Here is an 18,957-nt window from a genome sequence, read left to right as displayed (position 1 = left end):
TCTCTTTAATCTGGCTACAACTTATTCCTAATACCTAAATATATCCCCACAGGAATAGAGAGAAGCTGGGGAATGAACAGGCCGGCAATGGTTGCCTCCAGCGAGAAATGCTCGATCTTGACCGAGAACATGGTGACCAGAATCGCAAAACAGATCCGTGTAAGAAAACCAAGGCTGAATGCCTTCCCCTCGTGGTTTGCAGCCGACTTTGTTACCCGCCTTACTTTGGCGGCAAGATAACGAAAGTTGACCAATCCCGCTAACAAGCCAAGCGCCATTCCCAGTGTCACGGTACGGGTCTCATGATGAAGTGCCCATCCCATTAACAATCCGGACATCACAACGAGAGTAATCCTGGTAACGGAATTGATCATGGGAGTCATATTATCCATTTTGCTCCCCCAGAAATTTTTTGATTAGCAGGACGACGTTAACGATCCCGAGAAGCATCCCGGTGATTGTACCGATGGCCAGCCAGGATTTGGGGCCGTCCATCTGGTTCTGCAGCCATCTTGCCGCAAAAAAACCTATAATAATGTAAGCGGCAAGCAAAGTGCCTGCACTTCCGATGACTAAAGCGGTCCGTCCCAGTCCGGCTTCGTCCTTTTGTTCCTTCATAGGCTACAATCCCAACTAATTTTACTGAATATCCAGACTCTTTGTCAATTCATTGAAAATTGCTCAAAAGTGCTTGAAAACATGAAAATAATCACAGCAAAGCCTACCAAAACCATATAAACCGTACAGTTTCACTGTATGCTGTTTTTATTCACTTTAGTATATTAGTCGTTGTGCCTTCAATTATTAGTTGTGAACATTCTGTGAAATTCCTCAGGACGCTCTTCAACGGCTCCAAAATGGTGCAAAATCGCATTGACAATTCTCTCGGAGGCTTTGCCGTCTCCATACGGGTTGGCGGCCCGGCTCATCGACTGATACAGATTCTGATCGGTCAAAAGAGCATGTGTCCGTTGATACACCTTCTCCTCGTCCGTTCCCACAAGCTCCAATGTTCCGGCTTCGATCCCTTCCGGGCGCTCGGTTGTATCACGCAGCACAAGCACAGGAACTCCAAAGGAGGGAGCTTCCTCCTGCAGGCCGCCGGAGTCGGTCAAAATCAGGTGGGTATGCGGATAAAAATTATGCAGATCAACGACATCCAGCGGATCAATCAGCTTAATTCTCGGGTGTCCGCCCAGTATCTCATGTGCCGGTTCCTTGACTGCCGGACTCGGATGCACAGGATAAACAATGGCTACATCTTCAAATTCATCAGCGATTCTTTTGACAGCACGGAAAATATGACGGTGCGGTTCGCCTTGAGATTCTCTGCGGTGCGCCGTCATTAAAATTAGTCTTTTTCCTGAAGCAAAATCCAGTACAGGATGCCGGTAGTCCGGCTGTACGGTATATTGAAACACATCGGTAACTGTATTGCCTGTGATATAAATGCTTGACTCTTTTTTGTTCTCGTGTCTCAAATTTCCTGCCGACAAATCTGTCGGAGCAAAGTGCAGATCCGCGAGGACTCCCGTAAGCTGGCGGTTCATTTCCTCAGGATACGGGGACAATTTATTCCAGGTCCGAAGTCCCGCCTCAACATGTCCTACTTGAATTTGCTGCAGGAAAGAGGCATAACTGGCCAAGAAAGTCGTCAATGTATCTCCATGCACCAGCACGAGATCAGGTTTGGCCTCACGCAGTACAGGTTCAAGCCCTTCCAGTACCCGAATGGTGATTTCATTCAACGTCTGGCGGTCCTTCATCACATCCAGATCGTAGTCAGGAGTGATTTTAAAGACCTCGAGCACCTGATCCAGCAGCTCACGGTGCTGCGCGGTCACACATACAACAGATTCGATGTGCTCGGGATGCCTGTTCAGTTCCAGGACCAGAGGCGCCATCTTGATCGCCTCGGGGCGCACTCCGAAAATCGTCATTACTTTAATTTTGGACATAACCCCCACCCTCTCTTCTAAAATAGATGCTTGTTCTACGTTTATTCTATATTACTTATCTAGAGATTATTTGGTTCCATATAACCGGTCTCCGGCATCGCCAAGCCCCGGAATGATATACCCGTGTTCATTCAGATGGTCATCCAGTGCTGCCACATAGATATCCACATCAGGATGGGCTGCTTGTACAGCGGCGACACCTTCAGGGGCGGCAATCAGATTCATCATCTTAATTTGGGTACAGCCGCGGTTCTTCAAAGAAGTGATTGCTGCAATTGCAGAGCCGCCTGTTGCCAGCATCGGGTCGATAACGATCAATTCCCGTTCCTGCACATCCGTAGGAAGCTTAATGTAATATTCGACAGGCTGAAGGGTTTCCGGATCACGGAACAAGCCGACATGTCCTACTTTAGCTGCCGGAAGCAGCTTCAGAACGCCTTCAAGCATTCCCAGCCCGGCCCGCAGGATCGGTACCAAGCCCAGCATTCTTCCTGAGATAACCTTGCCCTGTGTTTCGGCCACCGGCGTCTGCACAGTAATTGTCTCCAGCGGAATATCCCGCGTGATTTCGTAAGCCATCAGTGTAGCAACTTCATCGACATGCTCTCTGAATTCTTTCGTGTTGGTCCGCACATCGCGAATAAATGTTAGTTTGTGCTGAATCAAAGGATGATCGCAAATCACCAATTTTCCCATTTCTGTCCCTCCGGTAATTGTGAGTCTTGTTCGCCATAGAAAGCGCTTTTGCTTCTTCCATGGCTAAATCCTGTCTATTATATCATCACCGGAGGCTCTTTTCACCTACGATGACTGAGCCCTTTTCATGGAAGCATAAACAAAGGCAAGCTATTCTTTCCAGTACAGTCAGGAAAATACGGAGTACTTTGGAAATAGAGTGCGCTTTAGTTTGTTCTATTTGCTGCATTTAATACTATTCACATTTTTTTCACTTATTTTAATGAAAACTCCATGAACTTTCATGAATATTTCATGACAACATCAGTCTGTTTTCAATTCTAATATGTGAACATTATGTCACATGAAGATTTCGCTTCTTTATGTTATCTTCCAAAAAAACCCCCGAAGCAGCCGGGATACCGGCGCAACGGAGGCGAAAGATTTTAAGCTCGGAATAGTCTGGCCGCAAAGTGGATATTTAGTACTGGAGACCCGGATAAATCGGGTATTGATCCGTAAGCTGGGCGACCTCACGGGCCGCTTCAGTCAATTTAGCTTCATCCTTCGGATTCTTCAGCACGTTTGCGATAATGCGGCCGATTGTTACCATAGCCTGCTCGTCCATGCCGCGCGAAGTAACCGCAGGTGTTCCGATCCGGATGCCGCTGGTTACAAATGGGCTGGTAGGATCAAACGGGATTGCATTTTTGTTCACGGTAATACCGATGGAATCCAGTACTTTCTCCGCATCTTTTCCGGTAATGCTCAGATTGCGGGTATCCAGCAGCATCAGATGGTTGTCCGTACCGCCGGAAACGATGTTAACTCCTTCTCCGATCAGCGTCTCCGCAAGTACTTTAGCGTTCTTCACCACATTCTCGGCATAGGTCTTGAAGGATGGCTGCAATGCTTCGCCGAAGGAAACCGCTTTGGAGGCAATCACATGCATCAGCGGTCCGCCTTGGGAACCAGGGAATACAGCTTTATCAATGGCTGCGGCCCATGGCTGTCTGCAGAGAATCATGCCTCCGCGCGGACCACGCAAGGTTTTGTGCGTTGTTGTAGTAACGAAGTGGGCATGCGGAACCGGACTCGGATGAACACCCGCAGCAACCAGCCCGGCGATATGAGCCATATCGACCATGAACAGTGCACCTACGTCATTCGCAATGGAACCGAGTGCTGCAAAATCAATCGTCCGCGGATACGCACTTGCACCGGCTACAATCAATTTAGGACGGTGTTTGAAGGCGGCTTTGCGCACTTCATCATAATCGATCAGGAACGTGTCTTCCTGCACACCATAAGCAACAAAGTTATAAAGCAAGCCGGAGGCATTCACAGGACTGCCGTGTGTCAAATGGCCGCCATGCGCCAGGTTCATCCCCAGTACAGTATCGCCAGGATTCAGCGCGGCAAGATAAACCGCCATATTAGCTTGAGCGCCGGAATGCGGCTGCACATTGACATGTTCGGCGCCAAACAGCTGTTTGGCACGGTCGCGGGCCAGATTCTCCACGATATCTACATCTTCACAACCGCCATAGTAACGTTTGCCAGGATAACCTTCGGCGTATTTATTCGTCAGTACGGAGCCCATGGCCTCCATTACTGCTTCACTGACGATATTTTCCGAAGCGATAAGCTCAATGTTGGCACGCTGACGGCTTAGTTCCAGTCCCATGGCTTCCAGTACTGCAGGGTCACTCTTACGCAATTGTTCCATAATTTTTAATTTCCTCCCTAGTGCTTTAGTTTATGTTGTACTTATTTAATCCCTGATTGTTAATGTATTGCCTAAAAGCTGCTGCCCTGCTTAATCGCAGAGCTGTGCACCACTGGTTTCCGGTGTACGGTATACCGCACGTTCGCCGCCGATAAGAGGCGGTCTGCTCCAGGCCGCATTGACTCTGGCCGAACCGATATAGCGCAAACTCGGGCGAAACGGAACCGCTACCCGGCGCAGATGCATGCCGATCAGCGTCTCACCGATGTCAATCCCGGCATGGGCTTCCACCGTTTCAGCCAAAACAGGGTCGGACATCGAGCGGTACGCCGCGGCAGCCATTGAACCGCCGGCTCCCGGTATCGGCACCGCCGAAACCTCCCTCAGTCCGAGCGACTCCAGCAAAGAACGCTCCATGACAAGCGAACGGTTCAAATGCTCACAGCATTGGTATACGGGATGAAACCCCCGTTTATCAGCAACCTGGCGAACACCCTGCAGCAGTTGCTCTGCCACTTCAAGCGCCCCGCCGGTTCCAATCCGGACGCCGGCTACTTCGCTTGTACTGACTCCGACGACCAGGATTTTTCCCGGCCCCAGCTTGCCGGCTTCCGCCAGTTCGCCTACGACTGCTGCGGTGGCAGCAGCCAAGGAAAGCTCAGTCCCCGCCGGTTCCACCCCTTCCCCGGCTGGCCTGCCGGGAGCGCGTTCTTCCCAAGAGTCCTGCTTCATGACTTCATCCATCACTTCTGCCTCCTCAACGTTGACTGCAACTCATTTCAAGCCAAAACCGTGTTTTTACTGCAGAGGTACCGCTGCGCCACAGCAGGGAATGAACGCTGAAAGATGGAGCGCAGCTTAATCTTACATATATTTTAAACAAAAAAGAGCAGTCCGCAGGAAGCTGCGGATGTGCTCTTTTGCCCAGGCGACCGGCCGTTTATTCCAGTGCTCCATCGTGGTTTGATCCACATTTGTCGCCAGTTACACCGGAACCGGATAATATTTATTTCATCTTAAAGGAAAGGCTGCGAAAAATCAACCTTCTTTACAAATGGCGTAAGGATTCCAATTTATCGAGCAGATTGTAAAGAGCGGTACGGATTTCCGCCGCTGCCAGCTCATAATCCTCACGGGAACCGCCATAAGGGTCGGTAATATCAAAGCTTGGAATACGCTGGCGGATCTCGATTATCCGCTGCAAATCGGTCGCCTTCGGCTCACCGCCCAATGCTATGCTTAGTTCCGCATCTGCATACAAGCTGTCCAGCTCCTGAATATCACTATTAACCGCCTCTTCATCATGGACATATTCTTTCAAGGTATACGTCTTCGTAACCGCGCTAGGAAAATATTGCAGCAAATGCCGTTTATGCCCGCCTGTCAGGGTCAGCACCAGATCCGCCCAGGACACCATCTCTGCGTTCAGCTGTGAGGAGATAATCTGATCATTAATGCCCTCTTCCCGCAAGATTGCTCCAGCGTGTCTGGATATGGAAGTGCCGGAAATGGCGGATACGCCTGCAGACCGCACTTCCAGCTCGATTCCGCGTTCCTTCGCAAGTTTCCGCAGAAGCCCTTCAGCCATAGGACTGCGGCATGTATTCCCGGTGCAGACGAATAAAATATGCAGCATGCTTTCCACCTCCAAATAAAATATAAAATAAATTTCTTTTGCCGTTATTGTATCAGAAGATGAACAGCAATCCAAACGCCAGCAGGATCGCTCCGCCCAGCGCCTCCCCGTAATCGCCCAGTCCACGGCTGACCCGCCTGCCCAGCAGCAGACCGGTAATCGCCATGAGTCCCCCGCAGGCGCCAAAAGCCAGAACAGTTAAAACTATGCTATTCACAAACATGCCAAGCGATACCCCGACAGAAAAAGAGTCCACGCTTACACTCAGTGAGATAAGCAGCATGCCCCAGAAGGTCTGGTGATCCATAGACCGCGTTCCAACATGACCGGCCCGGAAAGAGTTGAACACCATATGTCCGCCGAGCAGAATTAACAACCCCCCGGCTGCGAAAGTTGTTACCTGGCCAAGCAGATGTCCCACATAGCTGCCGGTAAACAAGCCAAGCAGCGGCATCAGCACATGAAAAAAAGCAATAAGCAGGCTGAGATGCAGCACATGCAAAAGACGGATGCCTTTCATCCCGATTCCTACACCGAGCGAAAATGCGTCCATCCCGAGTGCGATTGCCATAATGGCAATCGTTACAAGCTGGCCCCAGCCAGCATATTCCCCTGCTATGCCCATGCCTATACCCCCAAAGTCCGATAGTCTTGTACAACAACGATATGCGGACAAGACGGCAATCATGACTGAGCGGGAGAGGCCGGAGGCGGGAAAGCCGCTAGGTGAAAGGATTCCGGTTAAAAATCAGGCGGCCGGGAGGGACTCGACCGGCATTGCACCGGACCGGGGTGCCCCTGCGGGACTTCAACGCAGGGCACTGTGTGAGCGGAGCCGGAAATTATCCGGCGTCGATCACGGATCCACCGGCTGCTTTCATCAGCCGGTTCATGATGGCTGCGCCGAGACCGGCCTCCGGGCAAGCCTCGGCCAGGATGTAGGTCGCTCCCGCTTCATCGAAGCGCCGCAACGCGGCATACAGGGAGCGCGCCCCTTCCTCCGGCGAGTCCAGCGAGCCGAGGGAGACGACGCAGGCGGCCGAAACGGCGGGATACAGGGCCCGGTGCTCCTCGAAGAGGAGCAGGCCCGTCACTTCGCCGTTCCGCTGCGCCGCCTGCAGCAGATCTGCGGCGGTTTCCGCCACGCGCTGCGGGGAAACGCCGCGCACTACGCCCAGCCAGCCGCGCGGGGCGTAGTGCGTGTACTTCATGCCCGGCGCGCGCGGCGCCGGGCTGCTGTTACCGGCGGCCTGCGCCGCGCCGGCAGGCTGGCCGGAGGCGGAGCCGGTACCGGCGTCCGCTTCGGCCCGGGCCGTGGACGGGCCGGCTGCAGTGCCGGCAAAGTCCACGGCAGCAGCCGGGGCGGTGTCCACAGCCCCGGCACCCGCAACCGCCGCCAGCTGCTCGGCGGTAATGCCGCCGGGACGGAGCACAGCGACCGTCCCGTCCGGCTGCACCTGCACGACGGTCGACTCCAGGCCGACCCCGGCGGCACCGCCGTCCAGAACCCCGCCGATGTAACCGGCGAGGTCTTCCATCACATGGGCGGCCAGTGTCGGACTTGGCCGCCCGGAACGGTTGGCGCTGGGCGCGGCAACCGGGCAGCCGGCTGCGCTCAGCAGCGCGAGCGCAAGCGGGTGGTCAGGCATACGCACGCCGACCGTATCAAGCCCGGCCGTCACCAGCGGAGACAACACGCCGGGCCGAACCGGGAGTACGAGCGTCAGCGGACCGGGCCAAAATGCGTCGATCAATGCCGCGCCCACCGGATGCACTTCCGTCACAAGGCCATCCAGATCCGCCCGCTGCGCAATATGCACGATAAGAGGATTGTCGGAAGGGCGTCCTTTGGCCGCAAAAACCGCCTCTACTGCAGAGGTATTCCGGGCATCCGCGCCAAGCCCGTACACCGTTTCGGTCGGAAATGCGACCGTGCCGCCTTCGCGCAGCATGGCTGCAGCCGCCGTGATCGCCCGCTCATCCGCCTCACTCCGCAGCACCGGAGCCGCAGCCGGGTGATTTCCAGTTTCCTTTACGGAATCCAGTTCCCAGTAAATCGTATTCTTTATGTTTCCGCTCCGGCGCTGGGCCGCGAACGGGTAATCTTTCTGCTCTGTCATTTTTCATCACCTTATCATCTCTTTAAATCTCAAAAACGGCCCCACCAGGTGGGGCCGCAGCAAATCCGCTCAAGTTCATCCTATATCGTAACATATCTCGCAACCACGAGCCAGAAAGACTAATATCTGCTCAAGACCATAATCCGCTGATCCAGCTCCAGAGATTGTGCAGCAGCTCCCAGATAAAGAACCGCACTTTTGGGGCCGAAGCTTGTTCATCCCCATTGCCATTCTCAGCCGAAACGGTTGTCACCTTACCCGCTTCTGTAGCCTTCACCTTGGCTCCATCCTCAGCTCCCGCAGCGGAAACGGTCTTTGCTCCTTTGGAGGAGGCAGCCGCATCTCCCGAGCCTGCATCAATGAAGCATAACGGCGGAAACAGTACGCACCACCAGTTCTGCCCTTTCCCTGCACCGAGCGTAACCCGTACCGCTTCATATTCCCCGGCCGGATACACCGTACCACCGTACATTTTGGTCGGGAAAGGAACCACACCCAGTTCCACCTTATAGGTGTACTCAATCCCCCGCTTTTCCAGTTCGTCCGCGACAAGCGCATTCAGTTCCGGCAGATGGCCCCGGATCAATGTCCGCGCCTGCTCCAGGCTCTGGGGATCTTCCAGTTCCGCTACCCACTGGTTCATTTGTTCAACAATGGAGTCCCGGATCTGGCGTTTGACCAGCTGATCGCCCGTCATATCCGAATTCGCCAGAATGCGCAAACGGATCGAATCCTGAGGAATGGTAACCTCCGCTATCGCCGCATCACTTTTTTGCCCTTCCCAGGCCATCATCAGGATCATAAAAAAACAAACTAAAATGGCAGTATACTTAACGGTTACGCGCAAGGAATCCTGTATTCCCGGTTTATTGACATCCATCTCCAGCAGCCCCTCTCCCTATGAATCTCTTATGTCCCTAGTATGCCCGGGGAAGAGAGGCTGCAAACCTAGCAATCTATTAATTTATAATTATATAGAGTGAACTTAATAACTACCCAAAAGGGCAAAAGTAGCGGAGGGGAAATTTGGAACTGTAGGAGCGTCAGCGACCGCCTTTGTCTCCGGATTTCAACCGCATAGGTTAAATCAAGAAATCCGGGGACAACAGCGGCCGGAAGTCCAAATATTCACCGTAGATACGTCCTCGCCTCAATGGGGAAATCTTTAATTCAATCTATATAGCAGTTCGATACCCGCTATTTCACGAATGGAATCATGCTGCTTAATTTGCCGGCAGGGGCTGAGGGAGCGGCAAGCATCGGCAGATCCTCTTCCATATCCTGTCCGTATAAAAGCACACTCATGGCAATGCCCATGCTGGCCATATTAATCAGAATCGAGGTTCCTCCATAGCTGATGAAGGGCAGGGTAATTCCCGTCAGCGGCATTAAACCGATATAAGCCCCGATATTCTCCAGAATCTGATACAGCAGCATGGCTACAATCCCTACGATGAGAAACGGCCCTGCCCGGTCCCTGCTGACAAGGGCTATCAGAATCAACCGGTGAATCAGGATAAAATAGAGCAGCAGCAGTACAGCCGATCCAACAAATCCAAATTCCTCCGCGATCTGCACAAAAATCGATTCCGAATACAAATAAGGCACCATATTGTTCTGCACGGAGCTTCCCTCAAGGTACCCCTCTCCGTTCATCCCTCCGGAAGCAATGGCAATCTTGGCATTCCGGGTCTGATAACTCGCATCCTTGCTAGCCACATCGGGAACGAGCCAAGGATCGAAGCGTCTGATAAAATGATCGCGCCCCAGGGTTTCTTTAATAAAAACTACTGCTTGATCATGATAGTTAATATAGGTCAAAATAAAACCGGTCGCCGAGCCTCCGATAATAAGCAGCCCAATCAGGGCATGTGAAAATTTAATATGGCCAATCCACAGGACGCCTAACAGAATTATGAGATAGCTCAGCGCATTGCCAAGGTCGTTCTGGCTGATGACGAGAAGAAAGGGGACCAGTGCGATCAGACTGAGCGGCACGACATCCCGCCAGAACTGCAGCTGATTTTTATTTTTGCGTACCAACACGGCAGCCAGAAAAATAATCAGAATCAGCTTGAACAGCTCGGCCGGCTGAAAGCTTAATTCACCGACTCCGATCCACCCCTGGCCCCCGTTCTTCACCTTGCCAAAGAAGCTGACCATCAGCAGGATTCCAATGCCTATAATATAAATAAACAGCGCATATTTAACGAGCAGGCGGTAATCAAATATCATCAGCACGGCAAAGCCAACAAAACCCACCCCATAATATTTGATCATTCGAATATGCATTCCGCCCATGCCTTCTCTTCCCTGGGTGACACTATATATAGAAAAGATACTGATACACATCAGCAAGAGCAGAATAACAATGATGACGCCGTCAATTTTTTTGAGCCTTTGCAGCATAGGACGAACTCCTTAAGTTATCCGGATTTTGGACTTATGTACAACACAACCACACAGTATAGCAGCCACTTATTACCATTGTAAAACATTTTACAGCTTGGATACAATTTTATAGTTTAGGCCCATAATCTTCCTGATCACTCACGCTCCCATTTCAAAGCTAATCATAGAAAAAAACCGCCGGAGTTCATCTGCATAGATGTTCTCCAGCGGTTTGTTATTTAGCATTGAAACTATCCCTGCTTGGCAGGGGGAGGGTATAAAGTAGATGTCGGCAAATCCTCCTCAACATCCTGTCCATGCAGCCGCACGCTCATAACGAGGCCAATACTGGCCATATTAATCATAAGCGAGGTCCCTCCGTAGCTGACGAACGGCAATGTGATACCGGTAAGCGGCATTAAACCAATAAAAGCCCCGATATTCTCGAAGATTTGATACAGCATCATTGCGACAATCCCTACAATCAGGAAAGGCCCGCCCCGGTCTTTGCACTCCAGCGCAATCAGGATCATCCGGTGAATCAGAATAAAATAAAGCAGCAGCAGCAGCGCCGAGCCGACAAAGCCGAATTCCTCGGCAATCGCGACAAAGATAGAGTCGGAATAGGTGTACGGCACACGGTCCGTCTGTACGGAAGTCCCCTTCATATACCCTTCGCCGCTCATACCGCCCGAGGCAATTGCCAATTTGGCGTTTTTGGTATGATAACTCGCTTTGGCCGTTGCTTTATCGGGCACAAGCCAAGGATCAAACCGTTCAATCCAGTGTGAACGCCCAATATCGTCAAGGAACCCTTTAATCTCATCGTGATAGTGAATATAGCTCATAATCCCTGCGGTAGCAGCGCTGGCTATTACGAGCAGTCCAATAAGCGCATGTGAGAATTTGATATTGCCGATCCATAGCAGCCCCACCAGAATCACAAGATAAGAGAGCGCGTTACCCAGGTCATTCTGGCTGATGACGATCATAAACGGCAGCAAAGTAAGCAGGCCCAATGGTACGACATCACTCCAGAAGCGGAGTTTGTTTCTGTTCTTGCGGACAAGCACGGCTGCTAGAAAAAGAATCAGGATCAGTTTGAACAGCTCCGCGGGCTGTAGACTGAATCCTCCGAACTTAATCCAGCCCTGGGCGCCATTCTGCTCTGCGCCCACAAAGCTGACCAGAACCAGAATTCCGATCCCTGTAATATAAATATACAAAGCGTATTTAACGAGTATCCGGTAATCCACAAACGTCAGTCCGACAAAAGCAATAATGCCGAGCACATAAAATTTGATCATCCGGAGATGTGCACCGTCCAGTTTTTCCCTTCCATGCGTGACGCTGTATATGGAAAAAATGCTGACGACCATCAACAGCACTAGAATCATTACGATGACGCCGTCAATCTTTTTAATCTTCTGAAGCATATTCTGTCTCCTTACTCTGTACTGGTTCTTCCAGATTCATGCCTGCAGGGAAGTTCCGTCAAAATCTATTGTAAAGGAAGGGGCAGCAAAAATAAAATTCCATCTTCTAACACTTAACTTTCCTGCTTCCTATCGTGCGATGCCCAGCACATGGCGCGGAATTCCGGCGAGATCGTCAACGGTCACGATCTCGTTCCAGTGGCCCGCCGCCTCAAGCAGCGCGGCCACCTGCCCGGCCTGGCCTTGGCCGAGCTCAAAACCGACCAGCCGCGGCGGGGCCGGGAGCAGCGGCAGCTGCTCCATCATGCGGCGGTAAGGGTCAAGCCCGTCATCGCCGCCATCCAGCGCGGTGCGCGGCTCATGGTCGCGCACTTCGCGCTGCAGCCCGGCGATGTCGCCGCCGGGAATATACGGCGGGTTGGAGACGAGAATATCCGTCTCCATCCCCGCAAACGGCTCGAGCAGATCGCCGAGCCGCAGGTCCACCGCCGCGCCGTGCCGCACCGCGTTGCGCGCGGCCACCGCCAGTGCGCCCGGCGAGATATCGCCGGCGCAGACCACCCACGCCGGCGCTTCCGCCGCCAGCGTGACGGAGATCGCTCCGCTGCCGGCGCCGATATCGACGGCGGTCAGCGGACGGGCGGCGCGAGCGTCCCCTGCGCCGCTGCCGGGGCTGGCTTCTTTGCCGCCTGCCTCTGTGCTGGGTGCAGCCGCTTCAGCTCCGGCTGCACCGCCTGCATGCACGGAGCTGTCAGCAGCTTCCCGCGTTTCTCCCGCTCCTGCATTCACCATCCCGTCCGGCCACAGCTCCGCAGCGTAACGCAGGATGGCTTCGACGAGCAGCTCCGTCTCCGGCCGGGGGATCAGCACATCGGGCGTCACCTCAAAGGCCCGTCCGTAAAATTCCTGCTCGCCAATAATATACTGCACCGGTTCCCCCGCCGCGCGGCGGGTAATTCCGGCTTCCCAGGCATCCTTCACCGCTGCCGGAAAAGGATCAGCCAGCGCCATATAATACGCCGCCCCGGTCAGGCCCAGCACATGCTCCAGCAGAAGCTGCGCACTGCGCTGCGGCTCAACGCATCCATGTCCGGCCAAAAAAGAAGAAGCCTCCGCAAAGGCTTCCCGGATGCTTTGCACGTAAGGCATGACATAAGAGTCGTGTTTCAAAGCATTATTCTCCTTTTTCCATCAATTCCGCTTGTTCCGCAATAGACAGTGCTGAGATAATCTCGGTAATATCTCCGTTCATTACTTGTTCCAGACGGTGCAGCGTAAGTCCGATCCGGTGATCGGTAACCCGGCTCTGCGGGAAGTTGTACGTACGGATACGCTCACTGCGGTCACCTGTGCCGACCTTGCTCTTCCGCTCGCCGGAATATTTAGCTTCCTCTTCCTGGCGTTTCAGATCTGAGATCCGGGCACGCAACACTTGCAGCGCTTTTTCCTTATTGGAGTTCTGCGATTTACCATCCTGACAGGTAGCCACGATGCCAGTAGGCACATGGGTTACGCGTACGGCAGACTTGGTAGTATTAACGGACTGTCCGCCCGCACCACTGGAGCAGAAGGTGTCGACACGGATGTCTTTATCATGAATCTCGATCTCAAATTCTTCAGCTTCAGGCATAACTGCAACGGTAGAAGTAGACGTATGGATACGTCCCCCTGATTCCGTCGTAGGAATACGCTGCACACGGTGTGCTCCGCTTTCGAATTTCATTTTGCTGTAGGCACCACGGCCGTTAATAAGGAAGATGACCTCCTTGAAGCCGCCCAGGTCATTTGTATTCACATCCATCAGCTCTACGCGCCAGCCTTGTGCGTCTGCATAACGGGTATACATGCGGTAGAGATCAGAGGCAAACAGAGCCGCTTCGTCTCCGCCGGCAGCGCCGCGGATTTCCACAATTACGTTCTTCTCATCATTAGGATCTTTAGGCAGCAGCAGAAGGCGGATCTTCTCCTCCAGCACGGTCTGGCGTGAGGACAGGTCGTCGATTTCCATCTTGACCATTTCCTTCATTTCATCATCGAGCTTCTCAGCCTGCATCATCTTTGCCGCTTCCAGCTCTTCCATTACATTCTTATATTCGGTATAAGCCTCAAAAGCAGGCTGCAAATCAGATTGTTCTTTGGAATAGTCCCTCAGTTTCTTACTGTCGTTTGCAACATCCGGGTCACAAAGCAGTTCACTGAGTTTCTCATAGCGGTCCGCCAGGGATTGCAATCGGTCCAACAAGGGAATTCACCTCTCCTGATTCAATTTCATATTCAATAAATAATGTTTACATTATTAGATACAATAAAAATAGATATACGACTTTATATTATACCACCGATTATGCCAATTGGCTACAGTGCCCCGTATAGATTTGAGGGATTTTTTAACACGGAGCTTCCGCACCTTATTATGCAGAACCTGCGGTGAGGTTATTCTGCCGTTCCAGCGAGAAATAGAAGGATAATTTATAGCTTGAAGCATATAAACACTTCTATTTTTTATAAAAAGGAGCCATCCGAAGGTGAACATTCACCCCGAAATGGCTCCCCTTCTTGACGTTAAAACGCAAAGCAAAGACTGTTTATACGTGTTATACGTTGAAACGGAAATGCATGACATCGCCGTCCTGTACCAGATATTCCTTACCTTCCAGACGCAGCTGTCCGCGTTCCTTGGCACCGTTCATCGAACCTGCGGCTACCAGATCAGCATACGCTACAACTTCCGCCCGGATGAAACCGCGCTCGAAGTCGGTATGAATGACACCGGCTGCGCCAGGTGCTTTTGTTCCGCGGCGGATGGTCCAGGCACGAACCTCTTGCACGCCGGCTGTGAAATACGTATACAATCCCAGCAGCTTGTAGGCTGCTTTGATCAGGCGGTTCAGGCCGGATTCCTGCAGGCCCAGCTCTTCAAGGAACATCGCCTTGTCTTCACCTTCCAGCTCGGCAATTTCCGCTTCCACTTTGGCGCTGATAGGCACAACCTCTGCATTCTCGGCAGCGGCAAACTCACGGACCTGTTGGACATACGGGTTATTGTCGGCACTGGACACTTCATCTTCGCCCACATTCGCCGCATACAGCACCGGCTTCAAGGTCAACAGATGCAGATCGCGCACGATCAGGAGCTCATCATCGGACAATTCTACACTGCGTGCTGGTTTATCTTCGTACAAGGCTTCCTTGATCCGTTCCAGCAGTTCAACTTCCTGAGCATATTTCTTGTCGCCGCCCTTGATATTTTTGCGGGACCGCTCAATCCGTTTCTCAAGGCTTTCCAGATCTGCCAGAATCAGCTCCAGGTTAATCGTCTGGATATCGCTGATCGGGTTCACTTTGCCGTCTACATGCGTTACATTCTCATCCACAAAGCAGCGTACGACATGAACAATGGCATCCACTTCACGGATGTGGGCCAGAAACTTGTTGCCAAGACCTTCGCCTTTACTCGCACCGCGCACAAGTCCGGCAATATCCACAAATTCAAAAGCAGTCGGAACTGTCTTGTTCGGCTGCACCAGCTCGGTCAGCTTATCCAGACGTTCATCCGGCACTTCTACAACACCGACGTTAGGGTCAATTGTACAGAAAGGATAGTTAGCGGATTCTGCTCCCGCTTGCGTAATTGCATTAAATAAAGTGGATTTACCAACGTTTGGAAGTCCAACAATTCCAGCTTTCAAAGCCATTTATATGACAACTCCTATTTTCGGTTGTATTGATCGCCCGCATAATTACTGACTTGATCTAAACCATTATATATTAGAAAAAAATCTCCAGCAACAGCGGATGTCCGGGGGATGTGTCAGATAAAGGGCGGAGGCGGCAGGCTTTTTACTTGGAAGCAGCCAGCTCCAGTGCCTTCTGGATCGCTTCGTCTTTGTGCCATTCTCTGTTTTTTTCGGCATTCACAACAGCATCGGGCATGGTCTTGAATTCATCATTAGCGGATCCATCTGCAGTCAGACCGAGCACCACCGGAAAGTTGAGCACAAATCCGCTATTAGGCAGAGCAGCGATAAGCGGTGTGGCCCCGATCCCGTCCCCGCCCGTTTTCTCGCCCACCAGGGTAGCAAACCCCGTGCTTTTGGCAAAGGTCGCAAAGCTCTCCGATGAGGAGTAAACATTCCTGTCAACGAGCAAATAGATCTCGCCTTTAAACCCTACCGGGTCGGGAGTAATATCATAGGTATTCACAAAATAAGATTTGAAATCCGTCATAGCTTCAGGTGGAAGCTTCGGCAGCTTTTCCTGCTCCAGTCCCTTAACGGGCACCTCCCCAAACCCTCTGCTTGCCAGAAACGGCTGCTCGTAATCCCCGCCTCTGAAGAGCAAATATTCTTTATACGGGAGTTTTTTATCCGTAAGCTTTGCTACAATATTGCTCATCCAGTACCACTGATCTCCACCACCGTTGCCCCGTATGTCGAGGATAAGCGTTGGATAGTCCTTGATCTCGCTTAAAAAATCCGCAATGGCCGGCCCATCCTGTTCTGTGTATTCCGTCCCGAAACTTTCCACCTGCAAATAAGCCGATTTCCCGGGTTCAAGGATTCGGTGGAGAAGGTTTAAGGATTGTGTGAGTTCAGCCTGACTTCCACGGCTGCTCTCCCCAGGTGTGGCCGCAGCTTCGACAGCTCCGTAACGATCCTTTACCTGTTTCTGCTCCAAGATATCGCTCCATGGTTTATAGACAGGATTGCCATCAAAGATCTGCCGGTAATACTGGTACATTTCTCTTTCCAGCATATAGGTATGTCCATTGTGCAAATCCGCGAGGATTTCATTTAATGCCCCATAGAACTGAAGGTCCGTCGGAGTTTCTTCAACTTTCTCCAAATACTTATCTTTGTCCGCCAGCCAATCTACACCATTTGCCCGCTTGTTCACTTCAAAAAACGGATAGTTTTCCTGCAGAATCTTGTACATGTATTCAAAATCCTCATGCTTCTGCTCCCTGGTCAAGGTGGATTCGGCCGAAAGTGCGGTTGCCGGAACTGCAGAAGGTGCAGCCGCAACCTCTGCCGCAGCGGTCCCGGAACCGGATCCTGAATCAGGATACGCGGCAGCACCATCCGGATTGCCCGAATTCCCGCCATTACAGCCGGTCAAGGCCAATAAGAGAATAAGGCTTGAACATACCGTTGCTCTGTTAGAATGAATTGTCTTTTGCATAGTTTATCTCTCCTTAATAAAGACAATCATATTTTCCTTTTCATCCGAATTAAATCAGATAAGTCACATTTTTCTAATCCAAAGCGTTCTGGAGAACGCCAAAAAGACCCCTTTACGAGGTCTCTGTGTGCTGCGATGAGCCGGGCTTCTTAAAGCGTTTTGGACATGGTGATGTCCGTAACGAGGTAGCCCATCTTTTTGTACAACTCGAAAGCGCGGTTGTTCTGTCCGAAGACATGCAGGCCGATTTTGGAAACACCCAACTCCCGGGCGGACTCATCAAGCGCAAGCAGGGCCTGTTTGCCATAACCTTTGCCCTGATACGGCTCAAAAATATAAATATCATAGATGAAAGCTTCCCGTCCCGTGCGTGCTTCCGTTACATTAAACCAGATATAACCGGCCTGAGTATTACTTTCTGTTTCCATAACAGAATACAGGTAGGCCCCGTCGGTGTGAAGTCCTTTGGGCAGGAAACGCACCATCTCTTCCTGAGACTGCCTGAGCGCAGTCTCGGCATCCCATGCCCCCGCTTTGATCTTATCCTCCGCATAATCACGGGTCGATTGACTCCAGAAAAATTGAAAAGCAATTTCGTCCATTTGGACTAATTTAATCATGATTTGTAATCCTTCCTTACTCCATAATCTTCGCTCGCCCCTACTTGCGTATCAGGCGCGGGTTACCGCGCAGAGCTGCAAGATCCGGCGCGCCAATACCGAACATCGCCGTCCTTAGCTCCAGCTCCACCTGTGCCAGCGCATGGTCCAGCGCTTCCTCAGACTGTACTGCCGGGCCCAGCAGATTCCGGCCGAAGCCGGCCAGATCAGCGCCAAGCGCCAGCGCCTTCGCCGCATCTACTCCATGCCTCAGCCCGCCGCTGCCGATAAGCGCGCCCTGCGGTGAAGCCGCCCGCACCTCGGCAATGCATTCGGCGGTAGGAATTCCCCAGTCGGCAAAGGCCTCCGCTGCCGCGCGCCGCACCGGATCGCTGCTGCGGAACTTCTCGACCTGGCTCCAGGAGGTGCCGCCTGCACCGGCCACATCGATAAAAGCCGCTCCGGCATTGTACAGCCTGACCGCTGTCTCGCCGTCGATGCCCCAGCCGACTTCTTTCACGCCTACCGGCACCTCAAGCGTCCGGCATACCTTCTCGATCTCTTGAAGCAGTGCAGCAAAACCCGTGTTGCCTTCCGGCTGAAACACCTCCTGCAGCCCGTTCAAGTGCAGCACCAGCCAGTCGGCGCCGGCAATCTCCACCGCCCGGCGGCATTCTTCCACGCCAAAGCCATAGCTTAGCTGCACAGCGCCAATATTGGCAATGACCGGAATTCCCGGGGCCATGCTGCGCACATGAAAGGTCTCGGCCAGCTCGGAGCGTTCCACAGCCGCACGCACCGAACCTACACCAAGCGCCCACCCCCGGCGCTCGGCTGCTTCCGCCAGCCGGGCATTGATTGCCCCGGTAGCCTTGCTCCCGCCGGTCATGGAGCTGATCAGCAGCGGTGTGCGCAGCTCCCTCCCCAAGAAGGTCGTACGCAGCGCGATATCGTCAAAGTTCAGCTCCGGAAGCGCATTATGCCGGAACCGGTAATGCTCGAACCCGCTCGTTATCCCGGTGCCGCCGACCTCCTCGTTCAGGCAGAGGCGTACATGCTCAATTTTGCGCTCACCCGTTGTGGATGAAGGCAGCAGAGATGTATGCCCTGCACTGTCTGCAGTCTGCGGATCTCCGCCAGGCTCCGGGCTGAAACATTCCTTTACTTGCCGGTGCCCTTCATCCTGCGGCATATGATTCATCCTGACTCCCTCCATTTCCATAGCATGCTTC

At 52.5% G+C, this 18,957-nt stretch carries 18 protein-coding genes and 1 riboswitch; all 18 genes read right to left on the bottom strand.

Annotation, left to right across the window (positions count from 1 at the left end):
• Positions 1-14 precede the first annotated feature (14 nt).
• Entirely contained in the window at positions 15-392 is a 378-nt protein-coding gene (locus tag ACAN56_RS22265; RefSeq protein WP_038597428.1) for an ATP synthase subunit I, read from the bottom strand.
• Entirely contained in the window at positions 385-618 is a 234-nt protein-coding gene (locus ACAN56_RS22260) for an AtpZ/AtpI family protein (RefSeq protein ID WP_052092354.1), read from the bottom strand. The genes ACAN56_RS22265 and ACAN56_RS22260 overlap by 8 nt, the downstream gene beginning before the upstream one ends.
• Before the next feature lie 179 nt (positions 619-797).
• Positions 798-1,958, bottom strand: coding sequence for a non-hydrolyzing UDP-N-acetylglucosamine 2-epimerase (gene wecB, locus ACAN56_RS22255; protein ID WP_038597431.1), 1,161 nt, complete (start codon positions 1,956-1,958; stop codon positions 798-800).
• A gap of 66 nt (positions 1,959-2,024) precedes the next feature.
• Positions 2,025-2,654, bottom strand: coding sequence for a uracil phosphoribosyltransferase (gene upp / locus ACAN56_RS22250; protein WP_038597434.1), 630 nt, complete (start codon positions 2,652-2,654; stop codon positions 2,025-2,027).
• 460 nt (positions 2,655-3,114) lie between these two features.
• Complete coding sequence (gene glyA / locus ACAN56_RS22245) at positions 3,115-4,365, bottom strand: serine hydroxymethyltransferase (RefSeq protein ID WP_038597437.1); 1,251 nt, start codon at positions 4,363-4,365, stop codon at positions 3,115-3,117.
• 87 nt (positions 4,366-4,452) lie between these two features.
• On the bottom strand, positions 4,453-5,106 hold the full coding sequence (locus tag ACAN56_RS22240; RefSeq protein WP_081966020.1) for a TIGR01440 family protein: 654 nt from the start codon (positions 5,104-5,106) through the stop codon (positions 4,453-4,455).
• A 171-nt stretch (positions 5,107-5,277) separates the two neighbouring features.
• Positions 5,278-5,360: riboswitch (ZMP/ZTP riboswitch) on the bottom strand.
• 50 nt (positions 5,361-5,410) lie between these two features.
• Complete coding sequence (locus ACAN56_RS22235; protein WP_038597440.1) at positions 5,411-5,998, bottom strand: low molecular weight protein arginine phosphatase; 588 nt, start codon at positions 5,996-5,998, stop codon at positions 5,411-5,413.
• 52 nt (positions 5,999-6,050) lie between these two features.
• Positions 6,051-6,623: a manganese efflux pump MntP gene (locus tag ACAN56_RS22230; protein WP_038597443.1), complete on the bottom strand. Its 573-nt coding sequence runs from the start codon at positions 6,621-6,623 to the stop codon at positions 6,051-6,053.
• A gap of 217 nt (positions 6,624-6,840) precedes the next feature.
• Positions 6,841-8,118, bottom strand: a complete 1,278-nt coding sequence (locus tag ACAN56_RS22225; protein ID WP_379145777.1) for an L-threonylcarbamoyladenylate synthase — start codon at positions 8,116-8,118, stop codon at positions 6,841-6,843.
• A 130-nt stretch (positions 8,119-8,248) separates the two neighbouring features.
• On the bottom strand, positions 8,249-8,998 hold the full coding sequence (spoIIR, locus tag ACAN56_RS22220) for a stage II sporulation protein R (RefSeq protein WP_379145776.1): 750 nt from the start codon (positions 8,996-8,998) through the stop codon (positions 8,249-8,251).
• Between the two features lie 317 nt (positions 8,999-9,315).
• On the bottom strand, positions 9,316-10,527 hold the full coding sequence (locus ACAN56_RS22215; protein WP_379145774.1) for an FtsW/RodA/SpoVE family cell cycle protein: 1,212 nt from the start codon (positions 10,525-10,527) through the stop codon (positions 9,316-9,318).
• A gap of 233 nt (positions 10,528-10,760) precedes the next feature.
• Complete coding sequence (locus ACAN56_RS22210; protein ID WP_038597451.1) at positions 10,761-11,945, bottom strand: FtsW/RodA/SpoVE family cell cycle protein; 1,185 nt, start codon at positions 11,943-11,945, stop codon at positions 10,761-10,763.
• A 129-nt stretch (positions 11,946-12,074) separates the two neighbouring features.
• Entirely contained in the window at positions 12,075-13,094 is a 1,020-nt protein-coding gene (locus tag ACAN56_RS22205; protein ID WP_379145793.1) for a N5-glutamine methyltransferase family protein, read from the bottom strand.
• A 25-nt stretch (positions 13,095-13,119) separates the two neighbouring features.
• Positions 13,120-14,187, bottom strand: a complete 1,068-nt coding sequence (prfA, locus tag ACAN56_RS22200; RefSeq protein WP_076109669.1) for a peptide chain release factor 1 — start codon at positions 14,185-14,187, stop codon at positions 13,120-13,122.
• 352 nt (positions 14,188-14,539) lie between these two features.
• Positions 14,540-15,640, bottom strand: coding sequence for a redox-regulated ATPase YchF (gene ychF, locus ACAN56_RS22195; protein ID WP_038597457.1), 1,101 nt, complete (start codon positions 15,638-15,640; stop codon positions 14,540-14,542).
• A gap of 145 nt (positions 15,641-15,785) precedes the next feature.
• The gene (locus ACAN56_RS22190) at positions 15,786-17,126 is read right to left on the bottom strand and encodes a S41 family peptidase (protein ID WP_379145773.1); all 1,341 of its coding nucleotides are present in this window, start codon (positions 17,124-17,126) and stop codon (positions 15,786-15,788) included.
• Positions 17,127-17,275: 149 nt separating this feature from the next.
• Positions 17,276-17,746 (bottom strand): GNAT family N-acetyltransferase, encoded by a 471-nt coding sequence (locus tag ACAN56_RS22185; protein ID WP_038597459.1) that lies wholly within the window; start codon positions 17,744-17,746, stop codon positions 17,276-17,278.
• Between the two features lie 40 nt (positions 17,747-17,786).
• Complete coding sequence (gene fni / locus ACAN56_RS22180) at positions 17,787-18,917, bottom strand: type 2 isopentenyl-diphosphate Delta-isomerase (protein ID WP_379145792.1); 1,131 nt, start codon at positions 18,915-18,917, stop codon at positions 17,787-17,789.
• Between the last annotated feature and the right edge of the window lie 40 nt (positions 18,918-18,957).

Source organism: Paenibacillus paludis (assembly GCF_042610515.1).
Taxonomy (GTDB): Bacteria; Bacillota; Bacilli; order Paenibacillales; family Paenibacillaceae; genus Paenibacillus_AQ.
Note: the sequence above shows the minus strand (reverse complement) of the source record. Positions and strands in the feature narration are given on the sequence as shown.

Bases quoted from the DNA above. Each gene is read 5' to 3' on its own strand.
- ACAN56_RS22230 (WP_038597443.1), bottom strand. From the start codon at position 6,623: ATGGGCATAGCAGGGGAATATGCTGGCTGGGGCCAGCTTGTAACGATT.
- ychF (WP_038597457.1), bottom strand. From the start codon at position 15,640: ATGGCTTTGAAAGCTGGAATTGTTGGACTTCCAAACGTTGGTAAATCC.
- ACAN56_RS22210 (WP_038597451.1), bottom strand. From the start codon at position 11,945: ATGCTTCAGAAGATTAAAAAGATTGACGGCGTCATCGTAATGATTCTA.
- ACAN56_RS22190 (WP_379145773.1), bottom strand. From the start codon at position 17,126: ATGCAAAAGACAATTCATTCTAACAGAGCAACGGTATGTTCAAGCCTT.
- ACAN56_RS22225 (WP_379145777.1), bottom strand. From the start codon at position 8,118: ATGACAGAGCAGAAAGATTACCCGTTCGCGGCCCAGCGCCGGAGCGGA.
- ACAN56_RS22235 (WP_038597440.1), bottom strand. From the start codon at position 5,998: ATGCTGCATATTTTATTCGTCTGCACCGGGAATACATGCCGCAGTCCT.
- ACAN56_RS22240 (WP_081966020.1), bottom strand. From the start codon at position 5,106: ATGGATGAAGTCATGAAGCAGGACTCTTGGGAAGAACGCGCTCCCGGC.
- ACAN56_RS22215 (WP_379145774.1), bottom strand. From the start codon at position 10,527: ATGCTGCAAAGGCTCAAAAAAATTGACGGCGTCATCATTGTTATTCTG.
- spoIIR (WP_379145776.1), bottom strand. From the start codon at position 8,998: ATGGATGTCAATAAACCGGGAATACAGGATTCCTTGCGCGTAACCGTT.
- ACAN56_RS22265 (WP_038597428.1), bottom strand. From the start codon at position 392: ATGGATAATATGACTCCCATGATCAATTCCGTTACCAGGATTACTCTC.
- ACAN56_RS22205 (WP_379145793.1), bottom strand. From the start codon at position 13,094: ATGCCTTACGTGCAAAGCATCCGGGAAGCCTTTGCGGAGGCTTCTTCT.
- wecB (WP_038597431.1), bottom strand. From the start codon at position 1,958: ATGTCCAAAATTAAAGTAATGACGATTTTCGGAGTGCGCCCCGAGGCG.
- ACAN56_RS22185 (WP_038597459.1), bottom strand. From the start codon at position 17,746: ATGATTAAATTAGTCCAAATGGACGAAATTGCTTTTCAATTTTTCTGG.
- upp (WP_038597434.1), bottom strand. From the start codon at position 2,654: ATGGGAAAATTGGTGATTTGCGATCATCCTTTGATTCAGCACAAACTA.
- fni (WP_379145792.1), bottom strand. From the start codon at position 18,917: ATGCCGCAGGATGAAGGGCACCGGCAAGTAAAGGAATGTTTCAGCCCG.
- ACAN56_RS22260 (WP_052092354.1), bottom strand. From the start codon at position 618: ATGAAGGAACAAAAGGACGAAGCCGGACTGGGACGGACCGCTTTAGTC.